A 15,345-nucleotide genomic window follows, 5' to 3' on the forward strand; every position below is an offset into this window, starting at 1 on the left:
TCAGGCCTCCTTGCCATCGGCACCGACCAGGATGGTGGTGTCATTAATGAATTGATAGGGCGGAATGACCAGGTTCAGCGGTGCAGGCACCCCCTGGAACACACGGCCGGCCATGTCGAACTTGGAGCCATGGCACGGGCAGAAGAAGCCGGACGTAACGCCCTGCACCTGCTCGCCAAAGCTGTCAGGCAGATAGGAAGGTGAACACCCCAAGTGGGTGCAAATACCGACCGCGACAAAAATTTCGGGCTTGATCGATCTGTACCCGTTATGGGCATAGTCAGGCTGCTGCGGCTCTTCAGATGAGGGATCCCGCAGCTTGTCATCATGCGCGGCCAAGGCATCCAGCGTCTGTTTGGTGCGTTTCACCACCCAGACAGGCTTGCCTCGCCACTCGACACGGATGAGCTGACCCGGTTCCAACTTGCTGATATCGACTTCAACCGGCGCACCGGCTGCTTTGGCCTTGGCGCTCGGATTCCATGACTTTATAAACGGCACTGCGGTAAACGCAGCTCCTACCCCACCAACGGCAACCGTTGACCAGGTAAGAAATCTGCGGCGACCGGTATCAACTGGCGCATTGCTCATCCAAAAACTCTCCCATGTGGACTCCGCACATTCTTATAGTGTCCCTGTTCCCCATTTTTTCCGTGACAACAGCGGCGGAAGCTGGATTTACAATTGCCACAGAAAACAGGGGAAATTTTAAAGAAAAGATAACAACTTGACAAGAAAGAGCGGTGAGCAATGAAAACAATAAAGAAACAATTTTTTGTCTTTTGTGACGCGTGGTTAGCATTGATGTCGGTAATATTACCAATAAAAAAAGCCTGGCAGTTGCCAGGCTTTTTTGACACTCGAAAGAGTGAGTACCAAAAGCGAATTAACGCTTGGAGTACTGCGGACGCTTACGAGCTTTGTGCAGACCAACTTTCTTACGCTCAACCTTACGGGCATCACGAGTAACAAAGCCAGCTTTACGCAGTTCGGAACGCAGGGTTTCGTCGTACTGCATCAGAGCACGAGTGATACCGTGGCGGATCGCACCAGCTTGACCGGAGATGCCACCACCGTTAACGGTGATGTACAGGTCCAGTTTCTCGGTCATCTCAACCAGTTCCAGCGGCTGACGAACTACCATGCGGGCAGTCGGACGGCCGAAGTACTGCTCCAGGGAGCGCTGGTTGATTACGATCTTGCCGCTACCCGCTTTGATAAATACGCGAGCAGTGGAGCTTTTGCGACGGCCGGTACCGTAGTATTGATTTTCTGCCATGTTGCCAGTTCCCGATTAGATATCCAGTACTTGAGGTTGCTGAGCAGCATGAGCATGCTCGGCGCCTGCGTAAACTTTCAGTTTACGGAACATGGCACGGCCCAGAGGACCTTTCGGCAGCATGCCTTTGACGGCTGCTTCGATTACCATTTCCGGTTTACGCTGAATCAGCTTGTCGAAGCTGATTGACTTGATACCACCCGGGAAACCGGAGTGAGCGTGGTACATTTTGTCGGTAAATTTCTTACCGGTTACGTGTACCTTCTCAGCGTTTACAACGATGATGTAATCACCGGTGTCAACGTGCGGAGTGTACTCAGCTTTGTGCTTACCACGCAGACGAGCAGCGATCTCGGTTGCGATACGACCCAGAGTTTTACCTTCTGCGTCCACAATGTACCAGTCACGTTTTACGGTTTCTGGCTTGGCAACGAAAGTTTTCATTAAGTTAAACCCAATTACCTGTTACAGACCCAATTGCTTATGGGGGCTCTCCCACAAACAACAAACGATGGCCTACCTGTACCCCTTCGAATACAAGTAAAGCTTAAAGTGTTGCTGTCTTATCGACAGCTGTAACGTGGGCCGGGCGATTATAAGTGAAGTTGCCTTAAATATCACCTGCTAATTTCACTGCCATGAAACCAGCAAATGTCGCCCGGCCCTACCTGCCGCAGATGCCCATCCGACTGGCAGGCGCGGTATTGTGACTAAGGAAGGTGCACTCTGGCAAGGTATTCGTGCGATTGCATTTCCTTAAGCCGTGAAAGACAGCGTTGGAATTCGAAATTCAGCAGCCCTTCGCCGTAGAGTTCTGCCATGGGAACCGCCGCCGACATGATGAGCTTGACGTGCCGTTCGTAGAACTCATCAACCATGGCAATGAAGCGGCGAGCCGCGTCATCCGTGCCTGTGCCCATTGGTTGCACATTGGCCAGCAGAACAGTATGGAACAGCCTGGCCAGCTCGATATAGTCGTTCTGGGAGCGGGGAGTACAACAAAGTTGCTCAAATTCCATATAGAGCACCCCTTCCCCCATCCCGAGCGACGTCAGCTGACGATGATTGACCTCGAACGTCCCCTCGCAAGCCGAGTGTCCGCCGGTTAATTGCTGAAAATAGTGGTCAAGATTGGCTTTTGCCTGCAAATCCAGCGGGCAGTGATAAATCTCGGCTTGTTCCAGCGTACGCAGGCGATAGTCGATACCGCCATCCACGTTAAGTACCTCGCAATGACGCTCGATAAGCTCGATAGCTGGCAGAAAACGGGCTCGCTGCAGCCCGTTGCGATAAAGATCCTGCGGCGGAATATTTGAAGTGGCAACCAGCACGACACCGTGACCAAACAGCTCCTGGAACAGCGTACCCAGCAACATGGCGTCGGTGATGTCGGAGACAAAAAATTCGTCGAAACAGATGATGTCTGTCTCGCTGGCAAGCTTGCTGGCCACCAGCTTGAGGGGATCGGATTGCCCGCTCAGCCCCTGCAGTTCATCGTGAATGCGGTGCATGAAGCGGTGGAAATGGCTGCGCATCTTGCGCGTCCCAGGCAGGCTGTCGAAAAAAGTATCCATCAGCCAGGTCTTGCCTCGGCCCACTCCGCCCCACATATAGATACCGAGGACGGGCTCCGGCGGCTTGGGCTTTTGCAGCCAACCCAGCAGCCCTCGAGATCTGGTCGGAGTCGGGCGCCGTAGCAAATCCTGATACAGTCGCTCCAGCCTGCTAATGGCCATCCCCTGCGCGGGGTCGGCCACAAAGCCGGGGCGCAGCAGATCCTGCTGGTATTTTTGCTGCGGTGTCATCCTTGAGCGCCTCTCCAAGTCCCTGAATCGAGGACAAAATGGTATCACGGCCTCAGGACGCACGGTATAGTGCCATCAAGGCATGGCGGTTATGACGACCGCATAAACCCACTCTGTTTTAGCTGTAACAAGGAGCATCTATGAGTCTGTTAACTGGGATCCTGCTGGCTGTCACGGCCTTGATTATCGGTGTCGTTCTCGGCCGTTTTTCGGTACGTAGCCGCGATGCTGGCCGTCTCGAACAGGAACTGAAGAAGGCCCACAAGGAGCTCGAGAGTTATCAGGGCCAGATCAACACCCACTTCGCCGACAGTGCTGCCCTGATGGAGCAACTGGCCGAGCAGTATCAGACCCTCTATCGCCACATGGCCGAGCAGAGCAAATTCCTGGCCAAGGCGCAGGAACCGCTGTTCCGCGAGTCATTGGTAGAAGAAGCCCCTGCCAATGTGGCAGAAGAGCCGGGCGTTCCGCCTCGCGACTATGCTGGCGCCTCTTCCGGACTGCTCAAGCAACCAAACTAGTTCCTCGCGGAACTAATTGGCCAGTCCCGTGGTCTGACCTTGACGATTGCAATGCAACTTTTTCTGGGAGCTGTTTTTCATATGCGTAAACCTCTTTCCATGCTCAGTGTGCTAGCCCTCAGTGTCGGTATCGCCATGTCTGCGGCCCCTGCTCAGGCTGCACTGCCTTCCCTGTTAGGTTCAAATCAGGAGATGCCAAGCCTGGCGCCTGTTCTCGAACAGGTCACCCCGGCGGTGGTCAATATCTCGGTTTCTGGCAAAAAAATTACCCGTCAGCGTCTGCCGGAACAGTTCAAGTTCTTCTTCGGCCCCAACATGCCCGATGAACAGGTGAGCGAGCAGCCGTTCCAGGCGCTCGGCTCCGGTGTCATCGTCGATGCCAAGAAGGGTTACGTCATCACCAACGCCCACGTGGTGCACGAGGCGGACGAGATCAAGGTCAACCTGAAGGATGGTCGTGAGTACGCGGCCAAGAAGATCGGTGAAGACAAGCAGTCCGACATCGCCCTGCTGCAAATCAAGGCCGAGGATCTGGTGCAGATCAAGTTCGCCGACTCCGATGAGCTGCGGGTAGGTGACTATGCGCTGGCCATCGGCAACCCGTTTGGGCTGGGCCAGACCGTCACCTCCGGTATTGTCAGTGCGCTGGGTCGCAGCGGCCTCAACATCGAGAATCTGGAGAACTTCATCCAGACCGATGCGGCCATCAACTCCGGTAACTCCGGCGGAGCCCTGCTCAACCTGCGTGGCGAGCTGATCGGTATCAACACCGCGATTCTGGGCCCGAACGGCGGCAACATCGGCATCGGCTTTGCTATCCCCTCCAACATGGTGCGGGATCTGACCGAGCAGATCGTCAAGTACGGTGAAGTGCGTCGCGGCCAGCTGGGTATTACCGGCACCGAGCTTACCTCCGACATAGCCAAAACCTTCGGCTACAACAAGAAGGATGGAGCCTTCGTCAATCAGGTCATGCCTGATTCGGCGGCCGACAAGGCGGGCATCAAGGCTGGCGATATCATCGTCAGCATCGATGGCAAACCGGTTCGCTCCTTCGGTGAGCTGCGCGCCAAGATCGCTACCATGGGCGCTGGCAAGCAGGTCGAACTGGGACTGATCCGCGATGGCAAGTCACAAACTGCCAAAGTGACCCTGAAGCAGGCAGATGACAGCGAAGTACGCGCCAGCGCGCTGCATCCGGCACTGGAAGGGGCCAAGCTGAGCACCACTACCGACCCGGTCTCCGGTGTTGCGGTGGCCGACATTGATCCTCGCTCTCCGGCAGCTGCTTCCGGCCTGCAGAAGGGTGACATCATCATCGGGGTCAACCGCCTGCGCATCAACACCCTGGGCGAGCTGACCAAGGCGCTCAAGAACAAGCCTGACGTGCTGGCACTCAACATCCAGCGCGGCGACTCCTCGCTCTATCTGGTGATCCGCTAACGCTCAAGTTGTTCGCCAACCCCTCTATCACCCGCGGCCTTCACCGCGGGTGATTTTTATCCATCGATAGTGTTATTCTCTGCGCGCAGCCTGTACGGATGAGAATGACATGAAAATCCCCCCTTTAGTCAGTTACTTGGGCAAGTCTGTCGGTTTTGGATTGACCGTCGCGGCGCTGCTGTTGCTGCTGTTTCCCCAGTTTCGCGGTGGTGCCCAACTGCCCGGCATCATCACCAATGCCCGTGAACTGAGTTTCTCCTATGCCGCCCATCGGGCAGGCCCTGCCGTCGTCAACATCTATACCCGCAGCTTTGCCCCCAATCAGGGCAATCAGGGGGAACTGCGCCCGCAAGGGCTGGGTTCCGGCGTCATCATGAATCAGCGCGGCTATGTGCTGACCAACTACCACGTCATCGCCGATGCCGACCAGATCATCGTCGCGTTGCAGGATGGCCGGGTCTTCAGCGCCGAGCTGGTCGGAACCGATCAGCTCACCGACCTCGCCGTGCTCTATATCGAGTCAGACAACCTGCCGGTGATCCCGCAGGATCCCGAGCGACTGCCAGAAGTGGGGGATGTGGTGCTCGCCATCGGCAACCCCTACAACGTCGGCCAGACCATCACCCAGGGCATCATCAGTGCGACCGGCCGTACCGGCCTCTCCAGCATGGGACCTGACAGCAATGGCCGTCAGGATCTGCTGCAGACCGATGCCGCCATCAACGAGGGCAACTCGGGTGGCGCGCTGGTCAACGGCCGTGGCGATCTGGTGGGGATCAACACCGCCACCTATCACCTCAACGGCAATCAGGAGAGCTACGGTATCAGCTTCGCCATCCCCTACCGGCTGGCAAAACGGATCATGGATGAGCTGATCGCCAACGGCCGGGTGATCCGCGGCTACCTCGGGATCTCCAGCGTCGAGATCAACCCCATAGTCGCGCGGATGATGAACCTCGGCGACCTGCGTGGTCTGGTGGTAGAGAGTCTGGATCCCAACGGCCCGGCGGCCAAAGGTGGCCTGCAGCGAGGAGATGTGCTGCTCAAGATCAACGGAGAGGCCATCAGTGGCGTACGCAGCGCCATGGACAAGATTGTCGAGAGCCGCCCCGGCACCAAGCTGACCATCTCGGTATTCCGCTCCGGCAAGCCGCTGGAAGTGGTGGTCACCATAGAAGAAGACCTGCGCTACCAGAAGCGGATGGCCAGCAGCTCGAGCGCCGCGTCAGCCAGCTAGCGTCACTCCTTTTAATGAGAAGGGCGGGAAACCGCCCTTTTCCATATCTGCCCTCTCGGCAACGTCTCTTACCGTGAGATGACTCACAGTTTCCCGCAACGCTTGCCCTGCCCCCGCCCCCCGATTTGTGCGCTACCGATCACACAAAACCAGCTTCAATAAGCACTCTTTTTACCTTTTCAGTATCCAAACGATCACTTCGGGGCCATTTCCTCAGGAATTTCCGCTTCGAATCGGAAAAACACTGCCTCCTCCACATCGACGCGCAGGCTTAGGGTAACGCCATACCTTCTGCCAGCCTTGGAGAGCAGACATTGCAAACAGAGACTCACGACCAGACCCTGACCCCGAACAGCCCGGAGTTGCTGCGCCAGACCGATCATATCCTCGCGCGCATTTATCCCCTGCTGGTCGAACAGGGCATCATCCCCAACGAGGTGCAACGGCAGATGCTGGCCTCCCATGTCAAAGCCATGGTGTGGCGCTCCCACAGCGGCGAGCCCCTGCCAGAAGTTGACCTCAGCCTGTTTGAAGAGATCTCCCCCCTCTCACTGCGTCTCGCCGAACAGGTCGTCAGCTGGCTGGATCAGCTTGCTTATGAGGAGGCACACCTCTTGTCCGTCCATTTTGAAGTCGCCAAAGAAAACGAACTCAGCTCGGTGCAGAACCCGTAACTCAAGGAGAAATCGATATGACAGCCATCAAACTCGTAATCGGAGATCGTCTCGGCAAGGGTCAGAAAGTGGGGGCAGGCGCGGAAGCTGCCGGGGCCAACGTGACCATCATCCCCGGCATGGCCGCTGACATGAAGCTCGGCGACGTGATGAACAAGGAGCAGGCGGATCTCGGCATCTCCTTCTGCGGCAGCGGCGGCGCCGGGGCGATCACCGCCCAGACCAAATACGGCTACAAGTGCCGCTACGGCATGCGCTCTGTTGAAGAGGGCGTCACCGCCATCAACGAAGGGTGCGTGGTGCTGGGCTTCGGTTTCATGGACAAGGAAGAGCTGGGCCAGAAGCTGGTCGAAGCCTTCGCCAAGAAGCACGGACGCGCCTGATGAAAGAGAACTTCACCACCCAGGTCATCGTCAACGGCAAGGGGACGACCCGCCAGCAGGCGTTTGCCTCCGCCCTCAGCCAGGTGCAACCCACACTGCTCAAGGACAACCAGCAGGTACTGCTGCGCATTGAGCCGGTCGATGTACAGGTGCTCAAAGCCGAGGAGTCGGTCCGGGTGGAGAAGTTCCTGTTCTTCTTCCTGCCGCGCCAGCGCCGCGAATACCGCGTCCAGCTGGAGATCAAGGTTCAGGTCACCAGTCTGGATGTCGCCAAGGTGACATTCACCCAGGTGTGATGCCTGCGCAGGCACAACCCCACAAGAAGGATACGTTGGATGTTTCTAATCATTTTTATCAAGTCACTCATCATTGGCGGCCTGGTTGGCGTCGGGGTGGGGGCCGGCGCGGCGCGGATGTTCCACGCCCCGACCGTACAGGGTATGGGTGCCTTCCGCACCCTGGGCGAACTTAACTCCTGCGAGGGGGATCCCGCTTCTCACTTCTCGTTTGGTCTGGGCTTCTTCTTCAACGCCTGGGCCTCGACCGTGGCGGCCGGCGCCTTCACCCAGGATGTGGATCACCGCATCATCCCGCACTGGGCCACGGCGGCACTGCTGTTCAAAAATCGGGATCTCGCCACCACTCTGCACGACCCGAAAAAGATGGCCATCGCTGGCGGCATCATAGGTGCCATCGTGGTTGCCTTCCTCAACAGCACGGCCGCAGCCGTCCCGGCCGCCCTGCAGGTCACTGCGGTCAAGGTGCTGGTACCGGCCGCCAACCTGCTGGTCAACACCGTCATGCCGGTGATCTTCTGGCTCGCAGCCATCGAGGCGGGCAAGAAATCCGGTTTCTGGGCCACCATCTTCGGCGGTCTGGCACAGCTCATCATGGGTAACGCGGTACCGGGTCTGGTGCTCGGCATCCTGATCGGCAAGGGTGTGGAAGAGAGCGGTTGGAACCATGTCACCAAGGTGATGATGGCAGCCATCGTCCTGCTGTTCGTGCTGAGCGGCTTCTTCCGCGGCTTCGACATGAAACTGATTGAATCCTTCCATATGGGCGTCCCCCTATGGCTGGAAAACGTCCATAACCTGCTGAGCGGCAAATAAGGGGTCACACCATGGATGAGAAATTGAAAAACAACTTCTGGTATGCCGACTGGTCCTTCCCCATCTTCGTCGGCCTGCTCTCGGCCGGGGTCTTTGCCGGTACCCACATGTTCTATCTGTACGGGGTTGGTGCCTTCAACGAGGTAGCCTTCGTCGCCATGCTGAAAGCCGGAATGGACACGGGTGCCTACGGCGCGGTGGCCGCGTTCGGTGCCAGCTTCCTGTTCGCCCGCATCATCGAGGGATCCCTGGTGGGGATCCTGGATATCGGCGGAGCCATCCAGACCGGGGTCGGCCTCGGAGTGCCAGCCCTGCTGCTGGGAGCCGGCATCGTCTATCCGGTGGAAAACTTCGGTGCCTCGCTGGCAACCGGTATGGGGATTGGTCTGGCCATCGGCTACATCATCATTCTGGCGCGCAAGTTCACCATCAACCAGAGCAACTCCACTTACGGTGCTGACGTGATGATGGGTGCTGGCAACAGCTCTGGCCGCTTCCTCGGCCCCCTCATCATCCTCTCCGCCATGGGCGCCTCCATTCCCATCGGTATCGGTTCCCTGCTGGGTGCGCTGCTGTTCTACGTATGGGGCAAGCCCATCACCGGCGGTGCCATCCTGGGAGCCATGCTGCTGGGTACCTTCTTCCCGGTCGCCCTTGTGTAAGTACCAGCCGCCCTGCGGGGCGGCTCGCCAGAGGTTATCAGCATGTACGACATCATCATCAAAGCGGGGCGCCTGGGAGATGGCCAGCTCGTCGATATTGCCATCAGGGAGGGCAAAATCGCTGCCATCGGCTCCCTGCCGGAGATGGCAACGGCGCGGCAGATCCTGGATCTCGGCGGCCGGGTGCATGTGAGCGCAGGCTGGATCGACAGCCACACCCACTGCTACCCCGCCTCCCCGATCTATCACGATGAGCCGGACAAGGTGGGCGTAGAGTCCGGCGTCACCACCGTCATCGACGCCGGCAGCACCGGAGCCGATGATGTGGATGACTTCCAGCAGATCGCTGCGGGCTGCAAGACCCGGGTGCATGCCCTGCTCAACATCTCCCGCATCGGCCTGCTGCGCCAGAACGAGCTGGCGGATAGCCGAGACCTCGATATGGATCTCGCCTCGGCAGCCATTCGCCGCTACCCCGACTTTATTGTCGGCATCAAGGCGCGGATGAGCGGCAGCGTGGTCGGAGAAAACGGTCTGCAACCGCTGCGCATGGCCAAGACGCTGCAACAGGCTCACGACCAGCTGCCGCTGATGGTGCACGTGGGCAACACGCCACCGGATCTGGACGAGATCGTCGCTCTGCTGGGGGATGGCGATCTGCTGACCCACTGCTTCAACGGCAAGCCCAACCGCATCCTGACTCCGGCTGGCGAGCTGCGGGTCGCGGTGCGCGAGGCGATGAAACGGGGCCTCTTGCTCGACATCGGCCACGGCGGCGCCAGCTTCAGCTTCGAGGTGGCGGAGCTGGCTATCCGGCAGGGGATCCTGCCCCGCACCATCAGCTCCGACATCTACTGCAAGAACCGCATCAAGGGGCCGGTCTACAGTCTGGCCCACGTGATGTCGAAGTTTCTCGCCATCGGCATGACGCTGGAGCAGGTGCTCGCCTGCGTCACCCATCAGGCCGCCGATGCCCTGCGCCTTTCCGGCAAGGGACGGCTTGAGGTGGGCGCCGATGCCGATCTGACCCTGTTCGAGGTCGCCAGCGGCCCGACCCTGTTTATGGATACCGAAGCCCAGTCTCGCAGCGGTGACCAACAACTGCAGCCTCTCGCCGTTCTGGTCGGTGGCGAACTGGTTCTGACTCACTATGGGAAATCACACCATGCCTTCTGTTTATGAGAAATATCAGCTCAAACCGGTGATCAACGCCTCCGGGCGCATGACCATTCTCGGCGTCTCCACCCCCGAGCAGGAGGTGGTCGATGCGGTCAATTTCGGCTTGGGCCACTACTTCGAGGTCAAGGATCTGGTCAACAAGACCGGCGCCTACCTGGCTGGTTTGCTGGATGTGGAAGATGCGGTGGTCATTTCGTGTGCCAGCGCCGGCATCGCCCAGTCAGTGGCCGCCGTGATAGTGCGCGGCGACCCCTACCGCCTCGAGCACCTGCATGCCCACCCCCATGACGTGCCAAGCGAAATCGTGCTGCCCAAGGGGCATAACGTCAACTTCGGCGCCCCGGTCGGTACCATGGTCAATCTGGGTGGCGGCAAAGTAGTGGAAGCCGGTTACGCCAACGAGTGCTCCCCTTCCCAGCTGGCAGCCGCCATCAATGCCAACACCGCTGCGATCCTCTATATCAAGTCCCACCACTGCGTGCAGAAGAGCATTCTGTCGGTGGCCGAGGCCGCCGAGGTCGCCAAGACCCACGGGCTCCCGCTCATCGTCGATGCGGCTGCCGAAGAGGATCTGCGCCTCTACTACAACCAGGGTGCGGACTTGGTCATCTACAGCGGCGCCAAGGCCATTGAAGGGCCCACCAGCGGGCTGGTGCTCGGCAAGCGTCAGTACGTGGAGTGGGTCAAACAGCAGGCCAATGGTATCGGTCGCGCCATGAAGGTGGGCAAGGAGGGTATCCTCGGCCTGACCCACGCCATCGAGCGCTATCTGGCCAAAGAGAAAGAGAGCGGAGCCGCCATGGTCGCCAAGATGAGCCCCTTTATCGAGCGCCTCAACCAGCTGCCCGGCGTCACCGCCAAGGTGGTATGGGACAGCGCAGGACGCGACATTGCCCGCACCGATATCGCTTTTGACCACCAAAAGATCGGCATGACCACAGTGCAGGTCGTCAGCCGTCTGCAACAGGGCACGCCTGCCATCTACTGCCGCGGCTACAAGGCCAACGAGGGGCACATCGAGATCGATGTGCGCAGCGTCACCGTGCCCCAGCTCGACCAAATCCACTCCGCCATTGCCAACCTCGTTCAGGAGAATCGCTGATGTCCCTTACCCCCAACTACTACCGTGATCGGGTCTGTCTCAACGTGCTGGCAGGTTCCAAGGAGAATGCCGTCGAGGTATACGACGCAGCCGAAGGCCACGTGCTGGTCGGCGTGCTCTCCAAAAACTACCCGGATATTCCCTCCGCAGTTGCCGATATGAAGGAGTACGCCAAGCTTATCGATAACGCCCTCTCCATCGGTCTGGGGGCCGGTGATCCGCGTCAATCCGCCATGGTGGCCGAACTGGCCTGCGAGCTGCAGCCCCAGCACGTCAATCAGGTGTTCACCGGTGTCGGCGCCAGCCGGGCGCTGCTCGGCCAGTCAGAGACACTGGTCAACGGGCTGATCTCCCCTACCGGCATGCCGGGCATGGTGAAGATCTCCACCGGTCCACTCAGCGCCGGGCAGCCCGATGGCATAGTGCCCATCGATACCGCCATTGCCCTGCTCAAGGACATGGGCGGCAGCTCGGTCAAGTTCTTCCCCATGGGTGGGCTGGCCTGCCGCGACGAGTATCAGGCAGTGGCCGAGGCTTGTGCCCGCCACGGCTTCTGGCTGGAGCCCACCGGCGGCATCGATCTGGAGAACTTCGAGGAGATAGTCCGGATTGCGCTGGACGCCGGAGTCGAGAAGGTGATCCCGCACGTCTACAGTTCCATCATAGATAACACGAACGGGCACACTCGCCCCGAGGATGTGCGCGCTCTGCTGGCCATAGTGAAACGACTGTTGGCCTGATGGCAGTCACGGCGCCGGTTCAATCACTGACCGGTGCCTGGCTTGTTGATGACCCACTTGTTAACATCGACCCTTTATCTCGCAACAGGAGTCTTGCATACCCCCTATGATCAAGCTGCCCCACCCCAGGCTCCATCAACTGCTGATCCAGCTCCATGCCGAACCACTGCCACAGGAGGAGCTGGCTCGCCGCCTCAATGTCTCCACCCGCACGGTGCGCACCGATGTGGCGACCCTCAACGAACTGATTGCCACCCACGGCGCTCACCTGATCCACCAGCGTGGCAGCGGCTACCAGCTGAAAATCTACAATCAGGGACTGTTCGACGCTCTGCTGGCGGCCCAGGGTCAGGATAGCGGCCTGCCACGCACCAGCCGGGAGCGGGTGCTGCACCTGCAGATCCTGCTATTGACGGCAGAGCAGGGGATCAAGCTCGATGAGCTGGCTGATACCTGGTATCTGAGCCGGGCGGCACTGCAGGGGGATATGGCGGAAGTCCGCGAGCAGCTCAGCCACTTCAGGCTCAGCGTTGAGAGCAAACCCCGCCTGGGGATGCGCATTCAGGGGGAGGAGACGGCGATCCGTGCCTGTTTGACCCAACTGCTCTATCAGGAGTTGCTGCACAACAACCAGTTGCAAACTCTGTTGCCCAACCTTTGCCCCAGCAAGACGATGGAGGTAGTGGGCAATCACATCCATGCCCAGCTTGCCCGACATCAGCTGCGTCTCGCTGACGAGAGCTTGCAGCAGCTCGCCATCTACTGCGCCGTTGCCCTGCTGCGTCAGGCATCCGGTCACGAGTTGCGCCACTTCGCCAGCGAGGATCTGACTCTGCCGCTGCTGGCAGTATCTCGCGATATATATGCGGTATTGCCCACCCTGACGCCCCCCGTAGAGGACGAGATCGCCGGTCTCGCCATCCAAATCCAGGCGCGCCTGATTGCCGATACTCCCCAGCTCAGCCCGGCGATGGCCGCCGAGAGCGAACAGCTGGTGGAGCATCTGCTGGCCTACATTCATCAACACTACCCTTACGACCTGCGAGGCGACCAACAGCTGCGGGCCGACCTACAAACCCATATCAGCGCCATGCTGCTACGGGTTAAATACCAGATTGGCAACCACAACCCGCTGGCCGATCACATCAAGCAGTACTACCCCCTCGCCTACGACATTACGCTGGCGGCCATTTCGGAGTGGATCAAGCAGACCCCCTACCGATTGACCCACCACGAGATCGGCTATCTGGTGATCCATATCGGGGTCGGGCTGGAGCGCCATTACGATATCGGCTATACCCGCCGCCCGCAGGCGCTATTGCTTTGTGATGCGGGCAACGCCACCTTCCGGGTGCTGGAAGCACGCATCAAGCGGGAGTATCCCCAGTTGCAGCTGACCACACTTGAATCGGTGCGGGATTACGAAGGTCTGGCGCAGATCGCGCAGGACTTTGTCATCAGTACCGTCAAGGTGAACGAAAAAAACGCCCCCGTGGTACTCATTGCCCCCTTCCCGACCCAATACCAGCTGGAGCAGCTTGGCAAGCTGGTGCTGATCGACCGCACCCGCCCCTACATGCTCGACAAATATTTCGATGCCGACCACTTCATGGTGGTCAACGGCCCCCTCAGCCAGGCCGAACTGTTTGCCCGTATCTGTGATCAGCTGGAGGCGGAAGACCTGGTGGAGAGCGGCTTCAGAGCCTCACTGCGGGAGCGGGAGCGGATCGTCTCCACCATGCTGGGAGAAGGGATCGCCCTGCCCCACTCCCTCGGTCTGCTGGCGCGCCGCACTCTGGTTTACACCGTACTGGCCCCGCAGGGGATCGACTGGGGCAACGGAGAAATCGCGACGCTCATCGTCGTGCTGGCCATCAGCAAGGCCGACTACGAGGAGGCGATGGGTCTCTACGACCTGTTTCTGGCACTGATGAACGAAAAAGCCAGCAAGAATTTGCTGGCTTGTCGCGATTTTGCCAGCTTCAAAGCACTGGCGCGTACCGGTTCATAACATAAAACGAGGAGTGACTACTCCTCATTGAAGCCGGAGGTGAACAGCTCCACCACGGCGGCCAGGGCCTCGACCTCTTCGGGGCCCTCAACCTGTACTTCCACCTGCCGCCCTTGCGCGGAATCCAGCATCAGCAGGCCGATGATGCTGTCAGCATCGGCCTCCACACCATCTTCATTGCGCAGCAGCACGTGGGCATCGAAACCCTGCACCAACTCGAACAGCATCATGGCTGGTCTGGCATGAATACCCAGCTTGTTTTTCACTTCAACCGAGGCGGAAACAGTCATCGGGTCTTCCTATTGGTCCGTCAGGATTGGGGGGCACTCTTGTCGAGAGTGCGGTGGCGGATCTGCACGTTCTTGCCAAGCAAACGGAATGCACTGGCCAGCCGTTCTGCAATAAAGACCGAGCGGTGCTGACCGCCGGTGCAACCGATGCCGACCGTGAGGTAGCTGCGATTGTTGCGCTCCAGATGGGGCAACCAGGTCACCAGCATGTTCTCGATCTGCTGGGTAAACAGCATCACGTCAGCCTGCGCCGAGAGGTAGTTGGCAACCAGCTCATCCTTGCCGGTAAACGGCTTGAGCTCGGGGATCCAGTGCGGATTGGGCAGGAAGCGAGCATCGAACACGAAGTCGGCATCCTTGGGAATGCCGTACTTGAAGCCGAACGACTCGAACACCAGCACCAGCTCGTTCTCTTTCTTGCCGAGTACCCGGGTTTTGATGAGCTCGCTCAGGTCGTGAATGCTGAGGGTGGTGGTGTCGATACGCAGGTCAGCAGTCGAGGAGAGTGGCGCCAGCAGGTGGGTCTCCTCCCGAATCGCCTCATCCAGCGACAGCTTGTTGCGTGAGAGGGGGTGCAAACGGCGGCTCTCGCCATAGCGCTTGAGCAGGGTGCCGTTGTCGGCGTCGAAGAAGAAGCTGGAGAACTCTACCCGCCCCTCATTGCGCACCTGAGCCAGCAGATTTTCCAGTTTCTCCGGATCGCTCGGCAGGTTGCGCACGTCGATGCTGACCGCCAGCTTGTCGTACTGGCTCTCCACCGAAACAATCAGCTGGGGCAACAGATTGACCGGCAGGTTGTCCACACAGTAGTAACCCAGATCTTCCAGCACTCGCAGGGCTACCGTTTTACCGGAGCCCGAACGTCCACTTACCACGATTAACTGCATCTTGTTCCCTCACGCCAAAA

General features: G+C 59.0%; 18 protein-coding genes. 12 read left to right on the top strand and 6 right to left on the bottom strand.

The genetic code is table 11. From position 1 onward, the window contains the following. The 4 genes from petA to zapE all read right to left on the bottom strand — a co-directional run bounded on the left by petA (position 1) and on the right by zapE (position 3,084). Positions 1-591, bottom strand: coding sequence for a ubiquinol-cytochrome c reductase iron-sulfur subunit (petA, locus tag OKC31_RS09015; RefSeq protein ID WP_040068840.1), 591 nt, complete (start codon positions 589-591; stop codon positions 1-3). 295 nt (positions 592-886) lie between these two features. Beyond that, complete coding sequence (gene rpsI, locus OKC31_RS09020; protein ID WP_005336286.1) at positions 887-1,279, bottom strand: 30S ribosomal protein S9; 393 nt, start codon at positions 1,277-1,279, stop codon at positions 887-889. 15 nt (positions 1,280-1,294) lie between these two features. Next, positions 1,295-1,723 (bottom strand): 50S ribosomal protein L13, encoded by a 429-nt coding sequence (rplM, locus tag OKC31_RS09025; protein WP_005336289.1) that lies wholly within the window; start codon positions 1,721-1,723, stop codon positions 1,295-1,297. Positions 1,724-1,989: 266 nt separating this feature from the next. Continuing rightward, positions 1,990-3,084 (bottom strand): cell division protein ZapE, encoded by a 1,095-nt coding sequence (gene zapE / locus OKC31_RS09030; protein WP_227272908.1) that lies wholly within the window; start codon positions 3,082-3,084, stop codon positions 1,990-1,992. Positions 3,085-3,224: 140 nt separating this feature from the next. Between zapE and OKC31_RS09035 the strand changes: the two genes are divergently transcribed. The 12 genes from OKC31_RS09035 (at position 3,225) to OKC31_RS09090 (ending at position 14,148) form a co-directional block, all read left to right on the top strand. Beyond that, positions 3,225-3,605 carry a YhcB family protein gene (locus tag OKC31_RS09035; protein ID WP_100646900.1) on the top strand — a complete coding sequence of 127 codons (381 nt, stop codon included), beginning with the start codon at positions 3,225-3,227 and terminating at the stop codon, positions 3,603-3,605. An 81-nt stretch (positions 3,606-3,686) separates the two neighbouring features. After that, complete coding sequence (locus OKC31_RS09040) at positions 3,687-5,048, top strand: Do family serine endopeptidase (RefSeq protein ID WP_005336295.1); 1,362 nt, start codon at positions 3,687-3,689, stop codon at positions 5,046-5,048. A 109-nt stretch (positions 5,049-5,157) separates the two neighbouring features. Further along, positions 5,158-6,285: an outer membrane-stress sensor serine endopeptidase DegS gene (gene degS / locus OKC31_RS09045; RefSeq protein WP_270656778.1), complete on the top strand. Its 1,128-nt coding sequence runs from the start codon at positions 5,158-5,160 to the stop codon at positions 6,283-6,285. Between the two features lie 314 nt (positions 6,286-6,599). Further along, positions 6,600-6,959, top strand: a complete 360-nt coding sequence (locus OKC31_RS09050; protein ID WP_199427825.1) for a transcriptional regulator — start codon at positions 6,600-6,602, stop codon at positions 6,957-6,959. Between the two features lie 17 nt (positions 6,960-6,976). Further along, on the top strand, positions 6,977-7,342 hold the full coding sequence (locus OKC31_RS09055; protein ID WP_005355141.1) for an SFCGS family glycine-rich protein: 366 nt from the start codon (positions 6,977-6,979) through the stop codon (positions 7,340-7,342). After that, positions 7,342-7,638, top strand: a complete 297-nt coding sequence (locus OKC31_RS09060; RefSeq protein WP_019444839.1) for a DUF4312 family protein — start codon at positions 7,342-7,344, stop codon at positions 7,636-7,638. Before OKC31_RS09055 ends, OKC31_RS09060 begins: the two co-directional genes overlap by 1 nt. Before the next feature lie 39 nt (positions 7,639-7,677). Continuing rightward, on the top strand, positions 7,678-8,454 hold the full coding sequence (locus OKC31_RS09065; RefSeq protein ID WP_005341754.1) for a DUF4311 domain-containing protein: 777 nt from the start codon (positions 7,678-7,680) through the stop codon (positions 8,452-8,454). An 11-nt stretch (positions 8,455-8,465) separates the two neighbouring features. Beyond that, positions 8,466-9,116 (top strand): DUF4310 family protein, encoded by a 651-nt coding sequence (locus OKC31_RS09070; RefSeq protein ID WP_005341755.1) that lies wholly within the window; start codon positions 8,466-8,468, stop codon positions 9,114-9,116. A 42-nt stretch (positions 9,117-9,158) separates the two neighbouring features. Then, a complete protein-coding gene (locus OKC31_RS09075; protein WP_247823585.1) occupies positions 9,159-10,298 on the top strand; it encodes an amidohydrolase/deacetylase family metallohydrolase in 1,140 nt (379 codons plus the stop codon). Then, complete coding sequence (locus OKC31_RS09080; protein ID WP_270656779.1) at positions 10,282-11,397, top strand: DgaE family pyridoxal phosphate-dependent ammonia lyase; 1,116 nt, start codon at positions 10,282-10,284, stop codon at positions 11,395-11,397. The genes OKC31_RS09075 and OKC31_RS09080 overlap by 17 nt, the downstream gene beginning before the upstream one ends. Beyond that, a complete protein-coding gene (gene dagF, locus OKC31_RS09085; protein ID WP_199427822.1) occupies positions 11,397-12,137 on the top strand; it encodes a 2-dehydro-3-deoxy-phosphogluconate aldolase in 741 nt (246 codons plus the stop codon). The genes OKC31_RS09080 and dagF overlap by 1 nt, the downstream gene beginning before the upstream one ends. 106 nt (positions 12,138-12,243) lie before the next feature. Beyond that, entirely contained in the window at positions 12,244-14,148 is a 1,905-nt protein-coding gene (locus OKC31_RS09090; RefSeq protein ID WP_270656780.1) for a BglG family transcription antiterminator, read from the top strand. A 17-nt stretch (positions 14,149-14,165) separates the two neighbouring features. On the opposite strand, the gene npr is transcribed toward OKC31_RS09090, so the two are convergent. Beyond that, positions 14,166-14,438 (bottom strand): PTS phosphocarrier protein NPr, encoded by a 273-nt coding sequence (gene npr / locus OKC31_RS09095; protein WP_005336318.1) that lies wholly within the window; start codon positions 14,436-14,438, stop codon positions 14,166-14,168. Between the two features lie 20 nt (positions 14,439-14,458). Then, a complete protein-coding gene (gene rapZ, locus OKC31_RS09100; protein ID WP_247823589.1) occupies positions 14,459-15,325 on the bottom strand; it encodes an RNase adapter RapZ in 867 nt (288 codons plus the stop codon). Positions 15,326-15,345 lie beyond the last annotated feature (20 nt).

Source organism: Aeromonas sp. Y293-4 (genome assembly GCF_027705905.1).
Taxonomy (GTDB): domain Bacteria; phylum Pseudomonadota; class Gammaproteobacteria; order Enterobacterales; family Aeromonadaceae; genus Aeromonas; species Aeromonas veronii.